Source organism: Kitasatospora sp. NPDC087861, assembly GCF_044742585.1.
Classification (GTDB): domain Bacteria; phylum Actinomycetota; class Actinomycetes; order Streptomycetales; family Streptomycetaceae; genus Kitasatospora.
Genome location: NZ_JBIUUS010000012.1, coordinates 76,202 through 99,368, shown reverse-complemented (window position 1 = coordinate 99,368; position 23,167 = coordinate 76,202). Strand labels below are relative to the sequence as shown.

The following is a 23,167-nucleotide window of genomic DNA, read 5'->3' as shown; positions in this document are numbered from 1 at the left end:
CGGGATGGCGAGGTCCGCGGGCGGATAGACATACAGCCTCACGCCAGGTCTTCCACCCACTCCCCCACGCCACCCACCCGCATTCCGCGGTCGATGACGTCGATCCCGGCCGCCTTCGCCGCCGTCGGTCCCTCGTCGGCGTTCTCGAACGCCAGGAAGTCGGTCACCGGTCGGCCGAGGCGGCCAGCGGGCAGACCTCAGGATCTGGCTTGAACCCGTGAACGTCCTCCCGAACGACCACGACATCGACGAGCTGCGCGAGGCCGCTGGCCGTGAGCCAGGCGCGGATCACCTGGCCGTCGTTGGCGCTCGCGCCGGCGACCGGGCCCTGGCGATCCAGGCGGCACAGGGCGTTGCGGGCGGCCGGCATCGGCGGGGCCCGGTACAAGTTCGCGATCCAATATGCGCGGGCCTGCGGACAGAAAATCGTGTTCGGGCATCACGTCCGCGGGAATGCCGAACCGTTCGTGCAGCCGGGACACGGAGACGAACGGCTCGGCGAGCGGTCGTGCCGGGGGCTCCAGTGTCTTGCGGTTCGCGCAGGCCACCCGGTCGACGGGATCGGGCACTTCGGAGGAGTAACTGCCGAGGTCCCTGTGGTGGAACGTGTCCGAGACGATGACGCTCTCTGCCCCCCGTGCCAGCGCACATCGTGTTCTCGAAGACCTCGTTGGAGAAGTGGGTGTAGACGCCGCGGACGATGACCAGGTCGTACGGCTGACGCGGGTCGGGGAGGAGGCCGGCGTCGTGGCCGTCACACAGATACAGGTTCACCCGGTCCAGCAGCTCGTGGTCCGCCAGGACTTCGGCGCGGTAGTCGAGTTGGCGCTCGCTGATGTTGATGGCATCGATCCGCGGGCACTCGGGGAACGGCGCGCCCGCACCCCCCGGCCTGGTGTCGCCGCACACCGCCACGAGGAGTCCACCTGACCCGCCGTTCGGCGACACCGCGTGGGCGATCTGAAGGCGGGAGGAATTCGGCGGCCACGCCGGGCCGCTGGCCCCCGTGACCTTCGCTACAAGATCCCCAGTTGGTTATGAACGGGGACCTGAATCTGGCGTCCGCACGGTCCGCGGCGCAAGCACCACGGCAGCCGGAGAGGGGGCCAGCGAACCCAAGCGGCAGCTGCCCCCGCACCCGGCGCGCCCAGGTGCGTCGCCTCTTTAGGCCGACCGGATGCAGTTCCCGGCGGCCGGTGATCGCGCGGGCGTATCGTCCGCGGGCAACCTTCGCCACCTCGCGGCCACGATCTCCATCACCGCCGGCGTCCCCCTCACTGTCGTTTCCAAGACCCTCCGGCACGCCACCCTGTCCACCACCGCCAACATCTACGGCCACCTCACTACCCAGGCCGCCCGCGACGCCGTCGACACCATCGACCACGCCCTCACCACCGCCGACCAGCCCGTTCCCGCCCCCACCCGGCTCCCCCACCCGAGAACACCGGGAACTCACACACCCCGAAGCCCTAGGCAAACCGCCACGGCCAAGAACCAGATACATAAGGCGAGTTGACGCTCACACTCGGAGGTCGAAACGATCCGTCTCAGATCACCGATATCACAATGCACTCACAAGGCTCCGAAAACGCGTCAAGGCCGCTCCCGCCATCAGGCGGAAACGGCCTACGACCTGCAGTTTTGCAAGTCGGGACGACAGGATTTGAACCTGCGGCCCCTTGACCCCCAGCCTATTACCCCTCAAAATGCGCCCACGCACACGTCGTGCGCGTGCCGACGAGCATGTTTCGCGCACCTCGCGCGGCAGCGCGCATGACGTGTGGTCCCCAGCTGGTCCCCAGGCCAGGGGCTTGACGGAGGGTCCGGGTGGCGTTCATGCCTCCAGGGTAACGCCACTCCGGCCGTCAATCCAGTGATTCCGGCGGATCGCCCAAAGAGCCACCGGACAGAAGCCAAGGAGTGCCGGCAGAAATCAATCCGGCCAGGCCGAACTCCAGCCAGAGAATGGTCACCAGAAATCCCACTATCGCCAATTCCGTGTGGCCTCGCAGGAATTTCCGGCGCCCGCCAACGCTCCCTCCGAAGACCGCTCCGAGGCTCGGCGCCACGCACCGCGCGTGGTCCGGGTTGCACGAGCCCGACAACCCACGGCCAGCAGGCCGGTCTCCTGGGTCCGGTCGGCAGCCACCCTTTCCGATGATGAACCCGGGAAGCCCCAATGCGTGCGATCAAGTTGCCCTACCCACCAGCCGCACAGCGTGATCACCGTCGCGGCGTGTCGTCAGCGCGTGTCCCGGCCCGTCGGCCTTACCCGTGCTCCATGCCCCGACCCGCACGCTCTGCCGCCACACCCACCACTTCCGCAACTCTGAACACGCCATCACCACTGGGTTCGAGGAGGAGCACATGGCGCAGCGTCCCAAGCGGGGCAGGGTGTACCGCAGGTGCGGGTGCAAGGACGGCATCAGCGGGAAGCAGTTGGGTTCGTGGTGTCCGCGGCTGGCCGCCGATGCCGCGCACGGTCGGTGGACGTACGCGGTGGACCTGGTCCCGGAGGACGGCAGGCGCCGTACTCGGCGGAGGGGCGGGTTCGCTACTTGGGCGGAGGCGGCGCATGAGATGGCGCGGGTGCTGGATGCCGAGTATCGGGGTGTGTACGAGGACCGGACGCTGCGGGTGGGGTTGTTCCTGCACGAGTGGCTGAAGTCAAAGCATGCGGCGCTGGCCCCCAACACCTGGACGGGCTACCGGGCGTGCATCGAGCGCGACCTCGTGCCCGCGTTCGGCGGCATGCTGCTCGTCGACCTGCGGCCCAAGAACATCGACGCCTGGGTCAGCGCACAACTCACCGCCGGCCGCGGGCGCACCACCGTCCACCACACGGTGGCCATACTGCGCAACACCCTGAACCACGCGGTGCGCACATGGCGGCTGCGCTACAACCCGGCCAAACACTCCGTCCCCGCCAAGCCCCGCGCCGCCGTACGCGTCTGCTGGACCCCTGACCAGGCCGCGGCGTTCCTGCGGCACAACACCGAGCACTACGCCGACCGGCTCACCGACTTGTTCGAGGTCATGCTCGGCACCGGAATGCGCCGCGGCGAGATCCTCGCCCTGCACTGGTCCGACGTGCACCTCATGGACCGCCAGCTCTACGTCCGCTGGACCCTGACCGCCGTGAACAACGGGAAGATCCACCTCAGCGAGCCCAAGACCGAGGCCGGCCGCGCCTGGATCAGCCTCTCCCCAGAGCCATGGCCACCCTCCACCGCCAGGCCGCCCTCCAGATGGCGGCCCACCCGGAAGGCAGGCTGGAGGGGCTGGTGTTCGCCCGCCCGGACGGCGAGCCCCTCCGCCCGCAGTGGGTCCTCGACCAGCTCCGCAAACGCACCGCCGAACTCGACCTTCCGAAGATCGGCCTGCACGACCTCAGGCACACCGCGGCCAGCATCATGATCGCCGCCAACATCCCGCTGGCCATCGTCTCAAAGGCCCTGCGCCACTCCAATCTCGCCAGCACCGTCGATCTCTACGGCCATCTCCTCAAGGACTCCGTCGACGATGCCGTCAAGGCACTCGCCTCCGCGCTCGACCGGGCGGACGCCGAGATGGCCGGCCAGGCCGGTCCCGCTGCCCGCCATGGCTTCGGCAAGGCAGCGTGAGCGGGCCGGCGTCAGGCCCCTTCGCCGGTTTCCGGTTGGAGGAGGTCAAGCAAGTCCTGCGCTGCCCAGTCCGGAAGGGTGACCGCGGCGGGGACCGGCAGCAAGGCATCATGGCGGAGGGATTCCTCCTCGAAGACGGCCTCGGTAAGCCAGGCGAACGTGTCGTCGTCGAGCAGGTCGGGGTGGCAGGCGGCGGTGTCCGCGAGCCGCTCAGCGTCGGGGAAGACGGCCGGGAGGATGCCGTTGCCTGCGGCGCGGGCGACGGCGCGGCGGGCCGTGGTCTCGTACCAGCCGGATCCCCACCATTCGCCGACGGACTCGGTACGGGAGCCGTGGAGGGTGAGCAGTCGCAGGACGGCTTCTGGTCCGAGGGTTTCGTCGGCGGTCTGCCAGAGGTCGATCTGGCGGTGGATGGAGGCGAGGATCGGTGCCCAGCCTTCTTCGAAGATGTCGCTGAGCGCGCGGCCGTCGGCAAGTCTGCGGGCGGGTGCGGTGAGGGCGAGGCGTACGGCCGGCCAGTCGACGCCTTCGGGGTGGACGTGGGGCAGGACGGCGCAGGTGGCGCCGATGTTGGCGCGGGCCATCGCGATGTCGCCGATCTTGAAGTGCCATTCCTCGACGTCGCTCTCGCGGCGCCAGCACCATTCGGCGATGCCGCGGGCGGCGGCAGAGGGGACGGTGTCGGGGACGATCAGCGGGTAGGCGCGCAGTCCGGCGGCCGCCCGCCAGGAGAAGTCCTCCCCGAGTGCCGCGATCGCCTCGGATCCGTCGTCCGCGCCGCGGTGGCGGCTGATCGCGTCGTTGATGTGGTCGGCCCACAGCAGCATGACCAGGTCGTGGCGCAGGCCCTTGGCGTTGTCGGGCAGGTGGATGCGGGTGGCGTCGAGGAGTCCCGCCTCGACGAAGGCCCGACGTGCGGCTTCCGACTTCGCGGCCTGGGTCGGGTGCCCGCTGAGGTCGATGACGAGGTCGTCATCGAGCGGGAACAGGGGTGGCAGGCTCTCGTCTCCGTCCCAGCCCCACCCGTCGGTGGGATCGCCCACGGTGAGTTGGGCCGTTTCGGGGTCCCAGTGGACGCTGAGGTGGAAGTTCGAGCGGGACAGCTCCATCGTGGCCGGCAGGATCTCTGGGATTTCGTCGGCGTCGTCGCTCTCGCACCGGATCTCGCTCTCTGCCCAGCCCGCCCGCCTCAGCGGTGCGGTGAGCCGGGGCGAGCAGCCTGGGGCCGGTGGCGTGCGGCGACAGGGTGTCGTGCGCTGTGCTGGTCAGGGGTGGCCTGTTCAGTGCGTTGGCGTGCGGGCTTGCGTGGTTGGGTCATAGGGTGTCGCGTCCGGCTGCTTCCGTCTTCACCCGCAGCTCGCCGACGATGCGCCGCCAGCGCCGCGCTCCGCTGGTGTACCAGTGGTCTTCGCCGGCAGGTCGCCAGTCGGCGAGTTCACGGAGCTGTTGGGTCATCGTTTCGGTGTCGAGGCGGTCGTGGCCGCCTCGCCCGGGGTCGAGTGTCTGCGCGATGTCGTGGAGCCGGTGGGCGGCGCGGTAGGGGGACAGCTGGGTGTCGGTCAGGCGGCGGACGGCGTAGCCCTGGCACTTGCTGCACCAGTCGTAGCCGTCGTCGTCGAGTAGGTCGGCGACGGTCAGCACGTCGTCTCCGGCGACGACGCCGCGTTCGCGGGAGTGGGCGCAGAACGGCGAGTGGCCCTTGCCCTGGATCCGGGGGTCGGCGTTGGTGGTGTAGACCTGTACGTCGGCGAGGACGCCGAGCGGGATGCCGCTGCCGCCGCTGCGCCACGGGTCGGCGTCGGGGGCCTTGAACGGTTCGAGGTCCAGGTCCTCGGCGTGGGCCAGCAGTCCCAGCCACACAGGGTGGAGCACATCCTGACGGACGGGCGCAACGGTGCTGGTGCCGATGATGCGGAGGTGTGCGTCGGTAAGGGCTCGGAGCTGAAAGTCGCTGCCCATGGTGCCGGCCCCTATTACCGGGCATGGCTGACAGCGGAACCTCGTCGACCACCGGTTCGCGCCAGTCTCTGATGCCCGTTGGCATGACCAAATGGCTGTTGTGTACGCCCCAGGCCCCGGCCTTCGGGAGTCTGGGCTGGCCTAGGTTGGCCGAAAGTCACCGGCTGCAACGGTGGGCGCTCGTGCGAGGGCTCACCCTGGACAGCCATGGCGCGTGAAACACAGGACAACGCCGGGCTGCGTAGAGCAGACAGCACACGGACGGCGAAACTAGTCGGCAACTTGACGACCACGGGGTTGCGGGCCGCCAGGGCGTGGTCTTCTCGACGGGAGCAGCCTGAGGCATGGCGAGAGGTGTCTCGGATGCACGGGGCGTTCCTCAGCCTGCTGCCGCCTGGATCCGGTCCCACGACACCAAGTGACATGATCAAGGCCCTGCACCGCCCCATGAGGCAGTGGGTGCCTCTGACTTGGGGCGACTTGCCGGACGAGCTCGGATCCTTCACGATTCTGGGCGAGGACGGCCTGCTGACCGGGGACGCCATCGAATACGGCTCCGACTACAGCGAGGCCCTCTTTGAGAACCATGGGGCCGGCATCGACTGGGTACCCCGCTGGGCGCAGCAGACCTTCGAGAAGGTGGAGCGCTCCATCTACACAGTGCTCTCGTCGGCCGGGCAAGAGGAGTACGTCGCCACACGGCAGATGCTGATCGAGGTACCGGCAGGCACAGCGGAGTTCGTCAGCGACGCGCTGCACGAGCGCGGCGCGCTGCACACCGAGGCGTACGAGCCGCTGCCACCGGACCGACGGTTCGTTGTCGGCCGCGACTCCTGGTATGTGCCGTGTCCGGTGTGTAGCTGGCCCATGCACGTCCAGGGCGCGGAGCTGGCCTGCCGCTACCCCCAGCACTCCGGCCTGTTCAAGGTGACGGACGAAGTCGACGACACCGGGGCGCCGCGAGTCCGTGGGCCAAGGCCAGTGCGCGCGCTGAGCGCGGCAGAGGTGGTGTGCGTCCACGAGGCGGTTTGGCGCTATATCACGATCCCCGGGGTCACCGAGGTCGAGCTGATGACCTGGCTGGCGGAGCAGCCCGGAATCGGCACCGACGCGGTGACGAAGTGGCCACACAAGGACCGATGGGACATCACCGTCCGAGCCGGCGCCGACATCTTCGAGATCGATCTGAAGGACACCAGGTCCCCGTCGCAGGTCGCCGCGAGGCCGCCCAGGGCCCGACACGTCGTCGTACCGGACTACCGGGCCTGGCAGGTCGCCCAGCTGCGGCGGTCATTGCCGCCGGGCCAGTACGAGGTGCGTACGGTGCGCGCGTTCAAGACCGCGGTCCGAAACGCGCTGAAGGAGGGGAGATGACCGGCCGCCCCCTGACCGCGGCGAGAGCCCAGCGTCTGAGCACGGTGGCCGCGCTGGCCCTGGCGGCGCGCCTGTTTCCGAACCGTGCGGAGGAGCCCTTCCGCCACGCTTCGGCGATCCGTGACGCGCATTTCCTCGTCTCCGGACACACCCACCTGTGGGACCGCTTTCCAGATCTGTCCCCCGAGGACACCCGGAGGGTCACCCGGCTCCTGCTGCACCGGCCGGGGCGCCTGGCCATCTACGCGGCGTTCCGCCGCGCCGTGCAAGAGCTGTTCGACTCACCCGAGCTGCCCGAGGGGTTCGCACCCCTCGACGACGAGCTCTACGTCGTGACCGGGCCTCTCCAGCAGCGCCTGGCATCGCTGGTGGACGAGACGTTGGAGACCCTCGACGACCGCAGGGCAGCGGCTGATGAAGGACGCAGTCGCGACCTGGCCCTGCGAGGCCACTTCAGGATGGGCACTCAGATCCCGGATCCGAGCCGCCCCGGCAACGGCGTGATTCAGGCCCACTATGTCCTCGACCTGCCTGAGATCCAGACACCGCTGCCGGACTTCGGCAAGCCCAAGGAGTGCCTCACGCTCCGCGTGCCAATCGACGAGTTGCGCGCGATCGCCGACGCCGTGGACGGGAGGTTCGGGCAGGGCCACCGTCGCAAGAGCCTGGACCGGCTCTTCAAGCACATCCGCCGGGCCGACGGCTCCTTGCTCACGGACGGCTTCCTGACTCTCGATGCCGGCCTGATCCGCGTGCTGAGCGCGTGCACCGGATCGGGCAAGAGCGTCCTGGCCAAACTGCTCGCCGAATGGGGCGTCAAGAACAACCTGGTCACCGGGATTGTCGTTCCACGCAACGACGCAGTGTTCTCCTTCACCCGCGCGCTCCGTGAGGAGTTGGCTGTTCTCGGTCTTCCGAACGCGGTCGTGCCGCTGATCTCGCCGAACAGCATGCAGGACGAAGCCGAGAAGACCGCCCGCAGCCTTACCGAGGAAGGGCGAACCGAAGAAGCAGACGAGGCGTACGACGAATTCTCCTACGGATGCGCGATGCAGGCGAAGTCCACCAACAAGCAGGACGTCGACCTCTGGCAGCCCGGCCAGGAGCGGTGCGCGGACTTCGAGGGCACCGACCCCGAGTCCGGCGAGATGCGTCGCTACCGCTGCGCGTGGTTCGCCCACTGCGGCAAGCACCGCCACCAGATGGCGATCGACACCGCCAACGTCATCGTCACCAGCCACATCAACCTGATGTCCGGCCGCCTGCACGTCCCGGTTCTGGCCGACGGCCAGGTACGCAACTACATGACAGTCGAGGAAGCCCTCCTCCGGCTCACCCACGTTCTGCTCATCGACGAGGCGGACGCCTTCCAGGCCACCGGGTTCGCCAAGAGTGCCCACCACGTCACGCTCGCCCGGTACGGAAGCCGACAGCCCAGCGCCCTGCAAGAGCTCCACGATCAGTTCAGCGTCCGGGCCGGGGCACTGATGTACGAGCTCGAGCGCTACATCCACCCCAAGATCACGCAGGCGCGGTTCCTCTCCGAGAGCTACGTCAGCAACGCCGCACACGGCCGGATCGCCCAGCGGGGACCGAACGAGCGCAACCGCCAGCAACTGGCCCGCCGTCGCCTGATCATCCCGCGCCGCTGGGACGCCTGGTGCACCGCCCGCCTGTGGCGAACAGCTGACGGTACCTCGCCCACCCGAGAGCAGATCGACACCTTCCGAAAGCTCTTCAACCCGAAGGAGGAAGCACAGCTCGAAGAGACGACCGTCCCGGCCATTCCCGGCATCGGCAACAGCAGTAGCAAGCACCTGGCCCTGCTGCGCGCCGAGCTGCTCGATGCCACCGCTCTGCGCGAGGGCACCGATCCGGTCTACAACAACGTGCACGCGAGGATCGCCGCCGTTGTGCAGCCCCTCCGGGACCCAGCGCTCTCCGAGGACGACCGCGAACTCCTCGTCGACCTCCTGGTACGGCGGGCGTACCTCGAGCAGATCCGCGCGCAGATCGAGTACGTGACCAGGCTCGGCACCTCGCTGAAAGCCTCCGGCATCAACGCGGCCAACGAGCTGACCGAGATGCTGGAGGACAACAAGCAGTGGCACGCCGCTCCCTACGGCCCGCTGGGAGCACCGGTCTTCGGCTTCACGGCCATCCACGACGTCGAGGACAAGTACCGCACCGAGCTGGCCCTGACCTCCTTCACTGGGGACCCGCACGCCTACACCGCGCAACTGGGCGACACCACCGCGCTGGCACTGTGCGGCCAGCGCCGCATCGTGATCGGGCTGTCCGCCACCGCCCACATGCCCGGCGGCACCATGCACCACCTCATCACGCCCCCGACCTGGTACGTCCCCGACGACATCACCGGATCGCTCGTCCTACGGCCGCTCCGCCTCGTGGACGACCGGAACAACCCCATCCGAATTTCCGGCACCTCGGACATCCACCGGGACCAGGCCCACCAGCAGATGGGGCGTGCACTGTGGTCCCAGATCGTCCAGCGGCTGAAAAAGCTGGCCAGCCGGCCGGCCACCGCACACCGCGCCCGCATCCTCGTAGCCTGTACCTCCTACCTCGGCGCCGCTCAGCTCGCTGAAGGAATGATCTCCGCCGGCGCGGATCCCGAGAGCATCGCGGTCGCCACCCGCGCGAGCGACGAAAGCACGGTGCCGGCCCATTACCGTCGCCGCCCGGCCTGGTACGCGATCCCGTCGGACGCCCTGGAACGTTTTCCCCACCACCAGACCGCCAAGGTCCTCATCGCACCGCTCGCCATCGCCGAGCGCGGCCTGAACATGGTCGACAACAGCGGACGCTCCCTCGTAGGAGAGGTCATCCTCGCAGTCCGCCCGATCCCGCTGATGGACGAGCCAGCCCAGCTCCTCGCCCTCATCTCCAGCCGCGCCTACAGCAGCGTAAACCGCTCAGATGATCCTGCCGGGATGCTCCGCGAGCTCTCCACCGCGTCCAGCGCCGTCCATGAGGAGCTGTTCCGCAGCCACCACTTCTTCCAGTCGCTGCCTAGCAAGGTACGGCTGTCGATCGTCGCCGAGATGCTCATCGGCATCATCCAGCTCGGCGGCCGAGTACGACGCGGCGGGGACCAAGGCGTCCTCTACCTCGCCGACCACGCCTTCCATAACACCACCAGCGGCAGCGACCTGCCCCGCCTGATCCGCGAACTGCGCGACGGCTGGGCACGGGCCGGGCAGCTCGAACTCCTCCAGAACATCTACGGCAGCACCCTCCGGGCGATCTTCGACTTCGCCGACGAAAGGACCAGCAACTGATGGCCGCCGGCCCCACCCGCCTCTACACCGTCGACTTCCCCCTCAGCCCCGAACTGATGGGACAGGTCTGGTTCTACCCGCTCACACCGGAGTTCGAGGACCTCTGGGAGATCTGCGAACGGCAGTGGGATCCCGAAGAGGGCTTCCGCACCCCCCACGGAGCCCTCCGCGTCGCCCTGGGCACGGTCACCGGCCGCATGATCGTCTTCACCGTCGCCCGGCGCCGCGACGCCCGGTCCGGCCAGAAGCGGAGCATGATCGTCGCCGACGGCCCCCTCGATCCGAAGCTCACCACCCGGTGCTTCGACACCTGGCAGAAGCTGCATTTCCGCACCCGAGCCAACGGCCAACTCCTCAGCCAATCGATCGACTTCGACGGCGTGGAATGCCTGCGCCTCGCAGACGTCCTCGAGCGGGACGACGCCGGATACATCACCGGACCGTGGTGGTGGAAGGACGCCGCCGGATGGTCGGTCATCCAGCGCCTCGCCTCCCAGCCCATGATCGACAAAGCACATCCCGCACAGCGCGCCACGAACTTCCGGGTAGGGCTCGCCCACGATGCCAAAAAGCTCCTGGCCTGGGACTATCCCTACTACCGAACCCTCTACGAAGGAAGGCCGAACGAGCGAACCGGCTGGGCGATGGCCTACGTCTCCGTCGCCGGAGAGACCCAGCGCGGCCTGCCCGACCCGGTTCTCCGCTTCGACTGCCACGTCACCCGGGTCGCCGAGCACTGGCGCAACGTCAAGACCGTCCACATCAACCATCCGCAGTTCGACACCCTGCTGCGCGTGCCGGTCCGCCACGTCCCCGAAGTCGGCCCCGACGGCAAGAAGCTCCAGGACAAGAACGGCTACCCCGTCTGGAAGACGAAATTCCGCGGCCATACCGCCGCCATCGTCCAGGCATGCGGCCTCAACCCCGTCACACTGCCCAACGAGGCGGACGGAGGCCTCGACCATGTCCGCGCCGTCTTCCGCAACAAGGGCAAGCACCCCGTGGGCAAAGGTGTAGGCGCGTACTTCACCCTGCGCATGGCTACCCACATCGCCGGAGTCCTCGGCGTTCAACCGATCGTCTACGACAAGTCCCGCTACACCATCCCGCAGAAGAGCCTCACCAGCGGCCCCATCCCCGCCAAGAAACTGCCCCAGGCGCTGGAAGCCGCCGACTGGAAGTCCATGCGCCTGCTGGTGATCTACTCAGCGGCCACGACGCCCCGCCGCATCCTGCGCCAACTGCGCGCCGATTACGGAGTCCCGATCCCCGCCGCACTCACGGCGCCGTCCGCGGCGTTCGACGGAGCGCGCGTGGAGATCGCGCCGACGATCACCCTTGAGTTCCGGAAGATCCCCGAACTCGTCATGCACGGCGGCCATGACCGTGCCGAGGTCATCCGACTGTGCGGCCCTCTTCACAGTGAAGACCCCGACCAGCTCATCGCCGCCATCTGCGAGACCACCTGGGACGGCAAACCTGTCCCCAACGACGGCAAGCCTCTCACCCGGAAGGCACTCGGCGCGGCCAGGATCGTCAGCCAGTTCCTCGTCGAAGCAGCCGTCCCGGCAACGGACGAGGAGACCGACTTCCCTGCCAGCGCAGCCCTGCGCCACGTCTTCCAGGATGCCGGCATCATCGACGACCGTCTCGCGCGGGCAACGTGCGCCTCGCCCGACGTCCGCATCGAAGCACCCCTCACGGAACCGGTCACCGTCGTCGGTTTCCACCTGCGTCGCCACAACTACCAGCGCGTACGAGGCCAGGCTCCCCGCCGGCCCAAACTCGTCGCCTGCCTGGTCGCGATGCACTTCACACCGGACGCCGAGACCCCGCCGTACACCGAGATGTACCAAAACGGCCAGTGGCTACGCCTCGCCGAGGGACGCGCCGCCTACCACGGTGCGGACATCGGAAACGAGAACTGGGGCCGGGCCGCCGATGGGGCCCAGGCGGTTCGCGACCACATCGAGACCGCCCTTGACGGCCTGATCATCCCTAACGGCGGCAACCGAGTCGTGGTCGTCCTCGACAAGGAAGGCAGCCGCAGCATCTACTCCGGCGTCGGTGACAACCCGTTCTCGGGCGGCCAGCTGCCGGGCCGCGGCCTAGCCCAGGACGGCGTCGACGTAGCCGTCGTACGACTCGCCTTCGGCCAGCACGCGGCGCGGCCGGCGACCGTCTACCGGGACAGCACCGACAATCTCGAAACCATGACGCCCAGCTACCGTCGGACGCTCATCTTCGAGAAGCGCCACCCCCACGAGACTGTCTGGATGCTCACCCAGCAGTCGCATCAGCAAGCGGGCAACTCGCCCATGCTGCGCGAGGGCAACCGGCGAACCCGCGAGGACTTCCACACCTTGCCCTCCAACCCGATGAACAAGGACCTCCACGCCACCAGCCGCATCGAGATCACGGTCCCGAGCCCCGGCAGCTGGGAACCCGGTGACCTCATGGCCTTCATCGCGCGCCTGTGCGACCAGGCCATCGCCTGGGACCACCGCACCCTGCGCGCCGCTCCGCTCCATCTCGCTTACAAGGCCGATCAGGACCACCCAGACTTCAACAGCCATGACCCCGGTGATGGCGACGCCGAGGAAGAAGTGGATCTCCCGTAGGCGTTTCGCGGGTGTGTCCGGTGACTGGCTCAGTCGCACAGGTCGATGGTTCTCACTCTGCTCTGATCGTGAACCTGACTGGCTCGGACAGAACGATCGTTGCCGAATCAAGGTCTGCGAGCCTTGTGGCGAGGGTGGCCATGGCCAAGCGCTCCGGGAGTGCCTCGTGGAATTTCAGGCCGCGCATGGCTTTCACGTCGATGTCGGGCAGGCACAGGCGTGAGGCGGCGTCCGCCGCTCCGGCCTTCCACATCTGCGGGGTGAGGTCGGTACGTAGGCGCAGGTATTCGTCGGAGAAGCGCTGGCGTTCGTCGGTGAGGCCGGCCAGAGTGGCGGTGAGGGTGGCGTTGGCACGGTAGCCGGCCCAGGTCCACCAGCGGATGTCGTCGCCGGCTCGGGTGATGACGGTGCCGCCGGGGTGGACGGTGTCGACGTTCTGCTCGCGGACGTGCGCGAGTTGCTGGGTGGCTCGGCGGGTGAGTTTGACCGGCGGGTCGGCTCCGAGCAGCACGTCGCGGGCGGACTGGTTGAGAGCGTAGGAGGTGCCGCTGTAGCCGGTGCCGAACCAGCGGGCGCGGCCGGCGAGGTCCGAGGGTTCGACGTAGCAGCGGCGTCTGGTCCAGTCGATCCAGGTGACCTTCCAGCTCCGGCCGCCGAGCAGCAGGACTCTGGGGCCGTCGATCTTCTCGGTGAGGAGCATGGGGTCGGTGCGGCCGATCTCCTGGCGGCCGGCGAGGACGGTGAATTCGGGTGGTGCGGTGAAGACGGCGGTGATGCCCATGAAGTGGCGGCGGCCGAACTTCTCCTCGGCGGCCGGGCCGATGAACAGCAGCTCGCCGTCCTGGTCGAGGAAGCCGTCGTTCACCAGGTGCCGCAGGATGGGTTCGGCGCTGCGGTCGAACGGCGGGAGGCCGTTCCAACTCTGGTTCCAGAGTCCTTGGGCGATCTTGTGCTCTTGCAGGCTGAGGGCCAGGAGTTGCTGGCCGACGATGTGTCGGGGCTCGGGCGGGGCGGTGACCGGTTCGATGTAGCCGCGGCCCCACAGGACGAGCAGTGCCGAGGCGCTCAGGAGTGCCTCGCGGCTGCGGGCGAGGAAGAGGCAGTTGCGGTTGGAGCCTGTGCGGCGTCCGGTGCGGCCGATGCGCTGGAGGAAGGAGGCGACGGTGGTGGGGGCGTCGATCTGGATGACGCGGTCGAGGTCTCCGACGTCGATGCCGAGTTCGAGGGTGCTGGTGGAGACGATGACGCAGTCGCGGGCCTCGGCGAAGGCGGCTTCGGCGCGGCGTCGTTCGTCGAGGGAGAGGGAGGCGTGGGAGAGGAAGGTGGTGACGCCTGCGGCTCGGAGTGCAGCGCCGAGTTCTTCGACGAGCTGCCGGGAGTCGCAGAAGACCAGCCGCTTCTCGCCTCGGTGGAGGGCGGCGATGACCTTGGCCGCGTTGGCGGTTGATCCGACGTAGTCGAGTTCGATGTCTCCCGGTGGCGTGACCGTAGTGGCGTCGGCGACGGCCCGTGGGGCGAGATCGACGCCGGGGGCGACGACCTGGGCGGGGCGCTGGCCGCGGCCCGAGCCTTGCAGCCAGTGGAGGAGGTCGCTGGGGTTGCCGACCGTGGCGGACAGGCCGACGCGTTGGATGGGCCGTCCGGCCAGGTGCTGGAGACGTTCGAGGACGGCGAGCAGGTGCCAGCCGCGGTCGTCGCCGGCGAACGCGTGGACCTCGTCGACGACGATGGTCCGGAGGTCGGCGAAGAGGCGGTGTTGGTCGACCTTGGTGCTCACCAGCATGGCCTCGATCGACTCGGGCGTGGTGAGCAGGATGTCCGGCGGGTCGGTGAGGATGCGCCGGCGCGCGGTCTGGGGGATGTCGCCGTGCCAGAGTGCCGCACGCCGTCCGAGCCATCCGGCGTACGTTTCGAGGCGGGGCAGGAGGTTGTTCAGCAGGGCCTTGAGCGGGCACACGTACAGCACCGACAGGCCGGTCCAGCGTTGCTGTTCCATGGCGGACAGCAGGGGGAACGAGGCTGCTTCGGTCTTGCCGCCGGCGGTGGGGGCGAGCAGGACCGCGTCCGATCCGTCGAGTAGCGGGGCGATGGCCTCCTGCTGGAGGGGACGGAGTTCGCGCCAGCCGAGGGAGTTGACGATGTGGTGGACGAGAGCGGGCTGGAGCCGGGACAGGGCGGCCGTCCCGGCCCCTGAGCCGGAAGGTGTGTGGGCGTCGCTCATAGGTCGAGCTCGATGTCGCCCGCGGAGGCAGCGCTGCGTTCGGCTTCGCTCAGCTCCGCCGAGGAGAGGGTGAGGGCGTAGTGCCGGCGCGGGTCGAAGTCGTCGAACTCGTCGACCCGGTCGAGGACGTCGGCGACGAGTTTGCGCAGGAAGACGCGCGGGGCGATGCCGACCTGGCCGCCGAGCCCTCCGGTGACGGCGGTGGCGAGTTCGGCGATGTAGGCGTTATCTACGAGTTCGGCGACCCGGTCCGGGTTGCGGGCAGCTCCGGCGTAGAGGTCCCGCACGCTGCGGCCGAGTTCACCGAGGCGCTCCAGGTCGAAGCCGGCGAGGCGCAGTTGGACCGCGCGGGGCGAGTCGAAGCGCGGGTCGGTCGTGAAGTCGGTGGCCAGGCGCTGTGCCAGCGGCGGAAGCCTCTGCACGCCCTGCTGTCCGTCGTAGAACGCGGGCGTGCCGGTGATCATCAGGAACAGGCCGGGGAAGCGGCCGGCGTCGATCTCGTCCAGGAGCTGCCGAAGGGCGTTGAGGCCCTTCTCCCGGACGTCGCCTCGTACGCGCTGGAGGGTCTCGATCTCGTCGAGGACGAGCAGCAGGCCGGGGTGTCCGCAGTCGCGCAGGACGGTCAGCAGGCCCTGGAGGAAGCCGAGGGCGGCGAAGTGGTCGAGGTCTCCGCGGACGCCGGCGGTCCGGCGGGCGCTGGCGGCCACGGACTTTTGGCCTCCGAGCCAGGCGATGAGCGCCTCGGCCGTTGCGGCGTCGCCTGCGGCCTTGGCGTGGCGGTAGCCGCGCAGGGCTGCTGCGAACGCGGGGGTAGTACGGGCGACGTCGGCGAGGCGGGACTCCATGAGCGCGTCGACGGCCTTGCCGAGGGCTTCGGTGTCGTCCTCGGGTACGTCTCCGGCGTCGAGGACTTCCTCTTCGAGCGTGTAGAACCAGGAGTCGACGATGGCGCGCAGGGCGCTCGGGGCGTGGCTCGCGGTGGACAGGCGTTCGGTCAGGCGTCGGTAGACCGTCTCCAGCCGGTGGAGCGGGGTCTCAGTCTCGGAGATCTGGATCTCGGCGGTGGCCAGGCCCATGCGCTTGGCCCGCTCGGCGAGCCAGCGGGCAAAGAAGGTCTTGCCGGAGCCGTAGTCGCCGCGGACGGCGTGGAAGGCGGCGCCGCCTCGGGTGACGACGGTCAGGTCGTCGTCGAGGGCGCGTTCGAAGCGGTCGAGGCCGACGGCGAAGAGGTCGAGCCCGAACTGGGGCACGGTGCCGCGGCGCAGGGCATCGATCACATCGCGGCGGCGGGCCGCGCTCACCGAAGCCGCGTGTCCCATGGATGCGGACTGGTCAGTGCTCATCAGCTGTCCACCTGGAACTGCTCAGCGGCGAGCGGCACGTTGAGCCGCAGCCTGGTTCCGTTGTCGCTGAATTCCAGCACGGGGTAGCCCTCTACGTTCATGAGTCGTTGCAGTGTGGCGGCGAAGCCGTCTGCGTTTCGGCCGGCCTTGCCCGCTGCCGCCGCCACCGCGGTCAGGGACAGGACGCCGTCCGCTGCCACAAGGGCGTCGACGACGGCGGCCATGACCGCGGGCTCGAGCGACCTGCGGACGAACTTCCGCTGGAAACGGAAGGTCTCGGACGCCACCAGCTTCGTCCCGAAGGAAGGGCCGTGTGCCGGGGTGCTCGTCACTGCGGCTTCGCGCGTCTCCTCCACGAGTTCCTGGCCATCCGTGGGCTTGGCCGGGGTCGACGACGTGTCTGTCTGCTCGGCGACGCGTGCCGCATCGCGGGTAGGGCCGCCAGCGTTCCACCAGGACGGGGTGACGTCCTCCGGTGCGAGGAGGTGCCAGTCCTTGGGCGGGTCCGCGTCCACGGGCAGCAGCGTCAGGACCGGAACGGTCATCTCGGCGAGGGAGGCTCCGCCGTGGTAGCCCGCCTTGCGGGGCGTGTAGCGGATGTCCTCGCGCCATGGCGCGACGATGCGGCCATCGCCTTCGAGGACGCGCGGTCCGGTGAGCAGGACTTCGCCGGATCCCGGTTCGCCGAGGCGCCAGCGCGCGGCGCTCACGTTCCCGGCGGCTGCCGGGGCGTCGAGTCCTTCGCCCCGCTCGAGGACGTGGCCGTGGTCGGCGACGATGACGACGGGTCGGCTGTAGAGCCGTGCAGCGGCGAGGAGCTCGTCCAGGTAAGTCACGTCGGCGAGGCGCCACCGTGTGCGGTCGCCCTGGGCCGCGTGATCGAGTGAGTCGTCGACGGTGTTCAGCACGACGCCGACGACCGCTTCGCCGGCCAGCTCGCGCTGCAGCGTGTCGGAGAGCCGCCGGCCGGCCGCACCTCCTATGTCCGCCTTGTGGAAGAGCACACCTGACCGGCGCTGCCGGGCCCAGAACGCTTCGAAGCCGGGCTTCTCCACGGACTGGCCGCCCTGGGTGAGGCTGCCGGTGAGGAGTGAGGCCCGGCTGATGCGGGTGAGTGAGGGGATCGCGGCGACTGCGGCCGTGCGGCGGCCCCGTCTGGGGCCGGTCTCCAGCCAGCCGCGACGGGCGAGTTCTTCGCCGAAGCCGACCGCGACCTCGCTGCTCATCCCGTCGACCAGCAGGATCAGCGGTGCCCGGCCCGACTTTCCGGCGAGCTTGACAGCGATGGTGTCGAGCACGTTCTCGACCGGAAGCGCCCCGGCCGGCGTCTGGCCGGTCGCGGTGCGCGTCCATTCACGCAGGTACCGGGCGAATACCTCGTCGATCACCGCGCGCCGCCCACGAGCAGCGTGGTAGACGCTGTGGTAGGCGGCACTGACCGGTTCCTGGGCATCGGCATCGCCGGCCCACAAGACGGTCAGGGCGGCATCCACCCAGCCCCAGTCGGCGAGGTGCTGCTCGACCGCGTCCGCCACGGACGTGATGGTCGACTGCGAGCCGGCCAGCCAGCGAGCCAAGCGCACCGCAGCTTCGGCCGTACGGACACGCGGGCGCAGCAGGCCCGCGAGGTGGTGGCGGCGCAGTTCCTCAAGGGCGGCCTCAGCTGCGGCGAGGTCGCGTGTGCGGGGGCCGGAGGTGTCGAGGACAGCAGCGAGTGCGTTGAGGCGGGCCTGGAACCCGGAGGGCAGGTACGCGTTGCCCGCGAGGGCTTCGGTCAGGCCGGCTTCCTGGGCCAGCCGGTCCGCCTGATCGAGAACTTCCCGGCCCCGGTTGTGAGCCGCGTACTGCTCCGGTCCCGCCTGCTCGGCCTGCAGCAGCCAGCGGATCAGGGTTCCCTCGACCGCGAGGGTGAAGGGACGCAGATCGGCGGGCTTGGGCCGGATGGTTCCGAACAGCCCGCCGAGCGCGAGGCCGGTCTCCGCTGATGGGGCAGGGCCTGCCACCACGGAGCCGACGACCCCGAGGGCCATGGCTTCCTGTCCGCGGCCGGCGGCGCACAGGTCCAGCAGCAGCGACGCCGCGTTGCCGGCGACCTTGGTCAGCCAGTCCCGGATCCCCTGCTGCTCGTCCTTGGCCAGTGCCGCATAGGCGGCGGGCCCGAAGGGACTGCGGGACCAGGCCAGCAGGGTGTCGGCGTCCAGCGGGGTGTCGCGACGACCATCTCCCCGGGTGCCGGCCGCGTCGGGGGATGCCTGGCTGATCGAAAGCCTGGCCTCGACGAGTGCGCGCATCGCCGCATCCAACGTGAGCACGGAGCCGAGCCGCGGCCAACCACCGTGGGGCTCTGCTTCGACAAGGGCGTTCACCAGCCAGGATTCCGCGCGGATGCGCGGGTCAAGACCGGTGGCGCCGAATCGCAGCCGGACGATCTCCGCCCGGTCGACGCTGAGGACCTGGCGGCGCAGGGCGTGGCCGAGCACGTCCCAGCCGAGCTGCTCGTCCTCGACCGTGGTGGTGACCACAAGCACCGAACCCGGGCCCGTGGCATCTTCCTGGTGACGGTGCCAGGCGTCGGAGATACCGAGGACGGAGTGCTGCTCCACGACCTCGATCCGGCGCTTGTCCTCAGCCAGCGAGGCGGTGAACTCGGCAGCCGCGCCGGTCTCGTACCGGCCGTGGACCAGGACGAGCCGGCGGTCCGGCTCGTTGGGAAGCTCCAGACGCAGAAGTGCCTCGATGACCCGGCGGTTCACCAGGGGTGGCTGGGCCGACATCACTGCGCCGTCCCTTCGCGCACGGTACCGCCCGCTCCGGGCTCATCCGCGGGCTTCCACCCGATCTCGATCTCCGTATCGGGGTTGGTGGCGGCGAACTCCCGGATCTCGCCCAGCAGATCCGCCAGGGCTCGTTCGAACGCGGTCTCCCCGGCCCGGGCTGCCACCCTGCGAGTGGAGCGGCGCGGCACAGCTGCTGCAGGACCAGCCGCAGCGGTGGTGTCGGCGGGAACAACGGGCGTGCTCGGCTCGCCGGGCGAGGTGGGCAGGGGCGGCTGGCCGTGGAAGGTCAGGCTGACCTGGCCGGCCTCGGTCGGCGGCTCCTCCTGCGTCGGCGACGGCACCGGCGCTGCGGGCGGTGCCACCGGTGCGGCGACAGCGGCCAGCCGGGCCGCATCCCGGATCAGCGCCAGGGACTGCGGCTGGATCTTGTCCAGGACCGGCGCGAGCTGACGGGCGAACTCGTCCTCGTGAGCGGCACGTTCCACCTCGGCGATCAGTCGCTGCGCGCGGTCGCCGATCCCGTCGGTCCGTCCGGTGTACTCGCGCACGCTCTCCAGCAGATCCCACTGCGTACGGTCGAGCGCCTTGAGAACGGTCTCCGCCGAGCCGACAGCGGCGCCCAGCTCCTGATCGGTGATGTCGTACGCGACTGCGGCGAGTTCCTTGACCAGCGGGGTGTCGTCCTGGTGCCGCGTCAGCCGCTGAACAAGGTCCGCGGCATGCCGAGCCGCCAGCAGACGGGGCGCACGCGAATCGCCAAGGCCCAGCGCGGTGGCGTGCTGCGGCTTGCCGAGGGAGCTGCGCACCCCTTCGACGGCCGGCTCCACTGCCTCGGCCTTCGCACGCACCGCTGCCGCGAGCTTCGCGACGTTGCGGGCGAACAGCACCGGCGGCACCCCGGAGACGCCGAACAGCGCCGCCGCACGGTCCCGCGCGGTGGCGAACTCGGCCTCGGTGGGCTTCTCCTGGGCCCGCAGGACATGGCCAGCCCCGATCGACTGCAGGGGCGGCGCCACCGGCTCGGGCTTGCCGTTGTAGACCCAGGAACGGTCGGCCAGCAGCGCGTAGGTGGCGATCAGCAGACTGCTCACCTGCTTGTCCAACCCGGTCCAGCCGAGCTTGGCGATCCACTGGCGGATGTCCTCCACCTTGTACTCGCCCGTGATCTGCTGCTGGGCGGCGTACTGGTCGATCCGCCGACGCCACTCAGTGCTCAGGGTCAGCGGACCATCGTGGACCTCCCCTAGCTCCAGCGGGTGCACGATCTTCTTGACGACGGCCATCTGCCCGCGGTCAAGCTCCACACGCCCGGAGCCGTCCTCCATGGCCTTGGTGATCCAGCCGAGCACGGCCTTCAGCTCGGCCGGAGTGATCGCCTTGCGGTTGCCGGACGGGTCGAAGTTGGGATGCTTGGGATACAGCTCCTGGAAGACACCGTCGGCGATCCGGAGCATGTTGCCCTTGAAGCCGGCGGCGGCTTCCAGCCGGGGCCGGTGGCCAGGCAGCATCGACAGCAGGTGGCCGTCCTCCCCCACCGGTGCTCCGGCGTTGGCCTCGTCCAGGCGGCTGATGCCGTACAGCTGGCCCAGCGTGACGGTGAGCTGGGAGGTGAGGTTGTCCCGCTGCGCCTGGAGCTGGTGGCGCATGCGGATGCGGTCCTCGGCGGAGTAGTTGACCGCAAGGTCGTCGAGGCGCTCCCGCTCCAGCACGTAGTTGATCTTCAGGAGTCGCCCGAGCTGGCCGGCACGCTGACGCGAGAGGTGCGCCGGAAGCCACACCACGGTGGGCTGGCGGTGCCGCTCGTCCCGCAGCAGCTGACGGACCCGCGCGGCGTCGTTGCTCGGGTACTGGCCGGCGACGTCGAACGGGTAGTCGATGACGAAGCGCACCCGCCCGTCCACCGAGGGGATGAAGTGGTCGTCCGGGATCTCCTGGGCGTCACGGACGTTGCCGAAGACGAACTCGGCGGTGCGCTTGGTGCCGCGCCACACGATCTCGTGCTCGCAGACGAACCCCTCGGTGTCCTTGATTTCCAGCGCGTTCCAGAGGGTCTCCTTGATCCAGACGCGCCGTGCGCTCACCCGGTCGACCTCGCCGACGGCGTCCAGCAGCGGCTCGACGTCAAGGTCGGACAGATGCAGCGCAAAGACCGGGTCGTTGCCGCCGTCCGAACGCAGCTCCCCGCCGAACTCGCCCTGCAGCTCCTCCAGGCGCGCCAGGGCCACCTTGTCGTCGGTGATCGTCCGCGTGCGCTTGACGGAACCGTGGTTGAGGTCCGCGAGACGACGCGCGGTCAACCGGGCCAGAGCCGGAACCTCGGGAGTCAGGTAGGCCAGCAGGAGCGTCTTGACCAGCCGGTCGGTGGCTCGGAAGTCCGCGCTCTCCTCCCCCTGGTAGCGCTCCACCATCCAGGCGCGGACCTTGTCGTAGAACCGGTTGGCCTGCCCGCCCTCCTTGCGGAGCTTCTCGGTGAACGCATCGCCCATGCCGCCGGCCAGGACATCCCACAAATCTCCCAGCGGGATGATCTGGCCGACCTTCATGTCCTCGCGTCGCCGCCACAGCAGGTCCTGGAGCAGCTTCAGACCGGTCCGCTCGCGCTGGAGCGCACCTGACAGCGCGACCAGGACGTTCAGCAGGGCCGGCGTCAGCGGGTACACGTCGCGGAAGTCCGACCAGTCCGCCTGAGTCGCACCCTGCGAGTCGAGCAGAGCGTCCTTGACCCGTGCGTTCGCCTGTTCGAAGTCGGCAAAGGCCGTGTCCAGGGCGTCCCGTGCCTCCGGGGAGCGGGGCTTGAGCACGCGCTCCTTGATGATCGCCGGGAGGTTCCGGTCCTCCAAGTTGATCACGTCGAAACGCTGGGCGAGGTAGCCGACCTGGGACTCCAGGTTCTTCACCTCGGCGCCGGTGACGTCCTCACCGACGAGCTGGGACAGATTCCTCTGCCGCGAGACGAAGGAGACGATCGGCACCGGCCGGTCCGCCACCCCCGACTCGATGATCTTGACGAGCTTGCCGACCTCGGTCTTCACGAAGTCCTGGTCGCTCATCCTGGCCTGGAGCCAGAGGACCAGCTCGTCCAGGAACAGCACGATGCCGTCGTACCCGAGCGACTTGGCGTGCCGGCTGATGACGGACAGGCCGTCCTCGAGAGGGATGAAGGCGTTCGCGTCACCGCTGGCGCCGCGAGCGTAGGACTTCATCGGTCCGCTGAGCAACGCGGAGACGAGCGCCTCGCGCAGCGGGTCGCCGGGCGGAGCCGCAAACGCGCGGTCCAGGTCCGCGCTGGTCCAGCCGGTGGAGGGGGCCCCGGCTTCCTCCAGCGGGACCAGGTCGTCCTCGTCCGCGGCGCTGGGCTGGCACGTGCCGCCGCTGACAGCGCGGTCCCCGAGCTTGCGGATGAACAGGTCGTCGCCCTCAATGCTGCGGTTGTAGCGGGCGTCGTCCAGCATCGCGTCGGCCCGATAGACCGGCGGCGTCGGCGCATTCGGGTCTATGCGGCGGATCGCCCGGACGTAGCCGCCGAGCAGCGCGGAGTCCAGGTCAGCGGCGCCGACGAGGTGGTACGGCACCATGAGGAACCGGCGGTCGCGCAACCAGTCGTCGTGCTCGGCGATGACCTCCTGCAGACGCGGCTTGGAACGGGCAGCCGGCTCGTTGTTGAGCACCGCGTGGAGCACCGACATGAAGTGGCTCTTACCCGAGCCGAACGAGCCGTGCAGGTACGCGGCGTTCGACGAACCGTCGCGAACCGAGCTGCGGACGAGAGTGAGCGCCTTGCCGAAGGCTTCCTTCAGCTGATCGGTGACGACGTACTCGTCGACCAGACGCTGGGTCTCCTCGAACCCGCCGGACAGCTCGACCTTGAACTTGCCGGCGAGGACCGCGTCGGGGATGTCCAGGACGTCCCGGAGGAAGAGCTCAGTGCTGGACATCGCGGGTCGCGG

14 protein-coding genes and 1 pseudogene are annotated in these 23,167 nt (G+C 69.3%); 7 read left to right on the top strand and 8 right to left on the bottom strand.

Annotated elements, in window-relative coordinates:
* Positions 1-38: 38 nt before the first annotated feature.
* Positions 39-167, bottom strand: coding sequence for a hypothetical protein (locus ACIOJE_RS18665; protein WP_280682172.1), 129 nt, complete (start codon positions 165-167; stop codon positions 39-41).
* A complete protein-coding gene (locus ACIOJE_RS18660) occupies positions 164-388 on the bottom strand; it encodes a hypothetical protein (RefSeq protein WP_400777326.1) in 225 nt (74 codons plus the stop codon). The genes ACIOJE_RS18665 and ACIOJE_RS18660 overlap by 4 nt, the downstream gene beginning before the upstream one ends.
* 218 nt (positions 389-606) lie before the next feature.
* Here ACIOJE_RS18660 and ACIOJE_RS18655 point away from each other — a divergent pair, with 218 nt between their 5' ends.
* The 4 genes and pseudogenes from ACIOJE_RS18655 (at position 607) to ACIOJE_RS18640 (ending at position 3,623) form a co-directional block, all read left to right on the top strand.
* The gene (locus tag ACIOJE_RS18655) at positions 607-930 is read left to right on the top strand and encodes a hypothetical protein (RefSeq protein ID WP_280682170.1); all 324 of its coding nucleotides are present in this window, start codon (positions 607-609) and stop codon (positions 928-930) included.
* 247 nt (positions 931-1,177) lie between these two features.
* A complete protein-coding gene (locus ACIOJE_RS18650) occupies positions 1,178-1,516 on the top strand; it encodes a tyrosine-type recombinase/integrase (protein WP_400777324.1) in 339 nt (112 codons plus the stop codon).
* Between the two features lie 851 nt (positions 1,517-2,367).
* A pseudogene (xerC, locus tag ACIOJE_RS18645) lies at positions 2,368-3,192 on the top strand (tyrosine recombinase XerC); the annotation flags it as partial.
* Positions 3,193-3,215: 23 nt separating this feature from the next.
* Complete coding sequence (locus ACIOJE_RS18640) at positions 3,216-3,623, top strand: tyrosine-type recombinase/integrase (RefSeq protein WP_400777322.1); 408 nt, start codon at positions 3,216-3,218, stop codon at positions 3,621-3,623.
* 11 nt (positions 3,624-3,634) lie between these two features.
* On the opposite strand, the gene ACIOJE_RS18635 is transcribed toward ACIOJE_RS18640, so the two are convergent.
* Both ACIOJE_RS18635 and ACIOJE_RS18630 read right to left on the bottom strand, forming a co-directional pair.
* Entirely contained in the window at positions 3,635-4,732 is a 1,098-nt protein-coding gene (locus ACIOJE_RS18635) for a hypothetical protein (protein ID WP_400777320.1), read from the bottom strand.
* Positions 4,733-4,937: 205 nt separating this feature from the next.
* Complete coding sequence (locus ACIOJE_RS18630; protein ID WP_400777318.1) at positions 4,938-5,495, bottom strand: hypothetical protein; 558 nt, start codon at positions 5,493-5,495, stop codon at positions 4,938-4,940.
* A 294-nt stretch (positions 5,496-5,789) separates the two neighbouring features.
* Between ACIOJE_RS18630 and ACIOJE_RS18625 the strand changes: the two genes are divergently transcribed.
* From ACIOJE_RS18625 to ACIOJE_RS18615, 3 genes are read left to right on the top strand one after another with little or no spacing between them, the layout of a single operon-like run.
* A complete protein-coding gene (locus ACIOJE_RS18625) occupies positions 5,790-6,956 on the top strand; it encodes a hypothetical protein (RefSeq protein ID WP_400777317.1) in 1,167 nt (388 codons plus the stop codon).
* Entirely contained in the window at positions 6,953-10,258 is a 3,306-nt protein-coding gene (locus ACIOJE_RS18620; RefSeq protein ID WP_400777315.1) for a hypothetical protein, read from the top strand. The genes ACIOJE_RS18625 and ACIOJE_RS18620 overlap by 4 nt, the downstream gene beginning before the upstream one ends.
* The gene (locus ACIOJE_RS18615) at positions 10,258-12,879 is read left to right on the top strand and encodes an RNaseH domain-containing protein (RefSeq protein ID WP_400777313.1); all 2,622 of its coding nucleotides are present in this window, start codon (positions 10,258-10,260) and stop codon (positions 12,877-12,879) included. Before ACIOJE_RS18620 ends, ACIOJE_RS18615 begins: the two co-directional genes overlap by 1 nt.
* Before the next feature lie 52 nt (positions 12,880-12,931).
* On the opposite strand, the gene ACIOJE_RS18610 is transcribed toward ACIOJE_RS18615, so the two are convergent.
* Genes ACIOJE_RS18610 through ACIOJE_RS18595 form a run of 4 tightly spaced genes read right to left on the bottom strand, consistent with a single transcriptional unit; the run spans position 12,932 to position 23,155 of the window.
* Positions 12,932-15,100, bottom strand: coding sequence for a DEAD/DEAH box helicase (locus ACIOJE_RS18610; protein WP_400777312.1), 2,169 nt, complete (start codon positions 15,098-15,100; stop codon positions 12,932-12,934).
* A complete protein-coding gene (gene brxD, locus ACIOJE_RS18605; protein WP_400777311.1) occupies positions 15,097-16,443 on the bottom strand; it encodes a BREX system ATP-binding protein BrxD in 1,347 nt (448 codons plus the stop codon). The genes ACIOJE_RS18610 and brxD overlap by 4 nt, the downstream gene beginning before the upstream one ends.
* Positions 16,443-19,217, bottom strand: a complete 2,775-nt coding sequence (gene pglZ / locus ACIOJE_RS18600; protein ID WP_400777309.1) for a BREX-2 system phosphatase PglZ — start codon at positions 19,215-19,217, stop codon at positions 16,443-16,445. The genes brxD and pglZ overlap by 1 nt, the downstream gene beginning before the upstream one ends.
* Entirely contained in the window at positions 19,217-23,155 is a 3,939-nt protein-coding gene (locus ACIOJE_RS18595) for a DUF6079 family protein (RefSeq protein WP_400777308.1), read from the bottom strand. The genes pglZ and ACIOJE_RS18595 overlap by 1 nt, the downstream gene beginning before the upstream one ends.
* Positions 23,156-23,167 lie beyond the last annotated feature (12 nt).